Origin of the sequence: Nocardia sp. NPDC060220, from assembly GCF_042727815.1 — a bacterium.
GTDB lineage: Bacteria > Actinomycetota > Actinomycetes > Mycobacteriales > Mycobacteriaceae > Nocardia.
This window is the reverse complement of sequence record NZ_JBHWZY010000894.1, coordinates 1-2724: the sequence shown is the minus strand read 5'-3', so window position 1 is coordinate 2724 and position 2724 is coordinate 1. Positions and strand designations below refer to the sequence as shown.

Annotated in this window: 3 protein-coding genes; all 3 read right to left on the bottom strand. The window is 68.2% G+C overall.

All coding sequences use genetic code 11. The features are described 5' to 3' along the window. Nucleotides 1-70 precede the first annotated feature (70 nt). On the bottom strand, nt 71-622 hold the full coding sequence (hpt, locus tag ACFWF3_RS31360) for a hypoxanthine phosphoribosyltransferase (protein ID WP_056819061.1): 552 nt from the start codon (nt 620-622) through the stop codon (nt 71-73). 24 nt (nt 623-646) lie between these two features. Then, on the bottom strand, nt 647-1708 hold the full coding sequence (tilS, locus tag ACFWF3_RS31355; protein WP_379317371.1) for a tRNA lysidine(34) synthetase TilS: 1062 nt from the start codon (nt 1706-1708) through the stop codon (nt 647-649). Between the two features lie 138 nt (nt 1709-1846). Beyond that, nucleotides 1847-2724, bottom strand: an 878-nt coding sequence (locus tag ACFWF3_RS31350) for a zinc-dependent metalloprotease (RefSeq protein ID WP_379317369.1), incomplete at its 5' end; no start/stop codon positions are given.

Sequence of the window (2724 nt, the reverse complement as noted above, 5' to 3'; positions counted from 1 at the left end):
GGAGCAAGCAGCGGTACCTGATCGGCGGGACCGCCGGAGGCGCGAACTCGAGCACGCCAGCGCTCCAAAACTACGAGTACACCGCCGGGTTGAGGGTGCCGATGTAGGGGAGGTCGCGGTAGCGCTCGGCGTAGTCGAGGCCGTAGCCGACGACGAATTCGTTGGGGATGTCGAAGCCCACGTGCGCGACGTCGACGGGGGTGCGCAGCGCGTCGGGCTTGCGGAGCAGGGTGACTACTTCCAGCGAGGCCGGGTTGCGGGTGGACAGGTTGCGCTTGAGCCAGGACAGGGTCAGGCCCGAGTCGATGATGTCCTCGACGATCAGGACGTTACGGCCCGCGATGTCCTTGTCTAGGTCCTTCATGATGCGCACCACGCCCGAGGACGAGGTAGACGAACCGTAGGACGACACGGCCATGAATTCGAGCTGAGTGGGGATCGACAGCGCCCTGGCGAAGTCGGTCATGAAGAAGATCGCGCCCTTGAGGACGCAGATCAGCAGGAGGTCACCTTCGGGGGAATCGGGCGGGTATCGCTTGGCGACGAGCTCGGCCAGTTCCTCGATCTTGGCTTTGATCTCGTCTTCGGTGATCAGCACCGATGCGATGTCGTCTCCGTACACGGAAGTGGGTGTCCCTTCGTGGCATCAAATGCGCGGCTGTGCTCGCACCGCCAGCGTGCCATGTTCGCGCGTCACGACCAACCTGTGGTCCCTCGAGCCGCCCGCCACCGCCACCCCGCCCTGTCCGTGCCAATTACTCACCAGCTCGTCGATCGCCTGTAAATGGGCGTTCATGAGCCCGCTCACGCCCTCATCCGCAAGCCAGGCGCGCACCGCCCTGCGACGCAACGCGGGCGGGGCAGTGGCCAGGATCTCGATCGACAGCGTGGGTCGATCGGTGTCGTCGCGGCCACCGGAGCCGGATCGATCATCGAGATCGGGACGGCGCGCCACGGCGCCATCGGGACGTGCGCTCGCGCGGTGCGAACGCGCATTCCGCAGCAACTCGGCCGCGTAGACATCGAGCACCGCGCCGTCCGCACGCAACTGCTCGGCCGTGCGGACGAGTGCCTGCGCGACCCCACCACCGAGGACGTCCTCTAGTAGTGGCAAGACTTCGTTGCGCACCCGCACGCGGGTGTACCTGAGGTCGACGTTGTGCGGATCGTCCCACGGTTCGATCCCCAGATCAGTGCACATCCGCACCGTGTGAGCCCGCCGCACACCCAGCAACGGCCGCCCCCACGGCGCATTCCACGCCACCATCCCCTGAATGGACCGCCCGCCCGAGCCGCGCGCCAACCCGAGCAGCACCGTCTCGGCCTGATCATCGAGCGTGTGTCCGAGCAACACCGGCCGCCCGTCCCGTACCGACCCCAACGCCGCGTACCGAGCCGCCCGAGCCGCCGCCTCCACACCCCCCGCACGCCCGACCTCGACGGGTACGACCATCGCCCCCACACACCCGAGCCCCATCGCTTGCTCGACCGCCCGATCGGCCACCGCCGCTGACCCCTCCTGCAACCGATGGTCGACGACCACCGCGGTCACCGCACCCGCCTCGACAACGGCGGCGGCCACCAAGGCCAGCGAATCCGCCCCGCCGGACAACCCCACAACCACCGGCCCCCGCCCACCGTGCGCGGCCACCCACTCGCGCACACCCCGCCGCACCGCGAGCACCGCCGCTGTCTCCGGCAGGCGCATCGGACGAGGCGATGTCATCGGCCACACCGAACAATCGCCTCTCGATCATCGGACGGCAGCCGCGATCCACGAGCAGGCTGCGCGGCCCTGCTCGGCGGTCGACCGTCCGCGTAAGTCACGTGTGCAGGTTACCGAGACCTATCCCAGCACCCGGCGAATCCACCGTTCCGGATCGTCGACCTCGTCCAGCAACGGCAGCGTGTCGGCGTTCGTCCACACCGTGTTGAATTCCGCGACCCCCACCCGCTCGACCACCGCGTCCACGAACTTCTTGCCCCGTACGTATTGCGCGACCTTCGCGTCCACGCCGAGCAAGGCCCGCAGCAGCCGCTGGATCGGATTGGACGGCTTCTGTCGACGTCGATCGAACGCGGCCCTGATATCGGCGACGGTCGGCACCACAGCGGGCCCGGCGGCGTCCATCACATGATCGGCATGCCCTTCGAGCAGCGTACCGAGCATCAACAGTCGATCCAGTGCCTCGCGCTGCGGCGGCGCCTGGGCCGCACGCAACAGTCCGACCACCCCTCGACTGTTCGGATCGTCGGTGTTGTCGCCGTTGCGCCGCGACCGCACCTCGCCCAGTAATCGGGTGAGCATCTCGCTCATCGGTTCCTCGCCGACCTCGCTCAAGATGTCCACGTTGGTGCGCATGTACCCGGCCAGCCAGGGCGCCGACGAGAACTGCACCCGGTGCGTCACCTCGTGCAGGCACACCCAGAGCCGGAAGTCGCTCGGATCGACGCCGAGCGCACGCTCGACGCCGAGGATATTGGGCGCGACCAGCAGCAAGGTGCCGTCCTCGCCGGTGAACGGGTCGTACTGCCCGAGAATCGCGGTCGACAGGAACGCCAGCATGGTCCCCGCCTGGACACCCGCGGGTTTCCCGACGAACTTGCCCCCGTCGGCGGATTCGATGCCGGTGAGCACAGCCATCGAATCGGCGGCCGCGGAGATCCACCCCGGCCGGTCGACGATCCGCGCCTCGGGAACCGGCCGGTCGTCGAGCAGCCCAC

Bases quoted from the DNA above. Each gene is read 5' to 3' on its own strand.
- tilS (WP_379317371.1), bottom strand. From the start codon at position 1,708: ATGCGCCTGCCGGAGACAGCGGCGGTGCTCGCGGTGCGGCGGGGTGTG.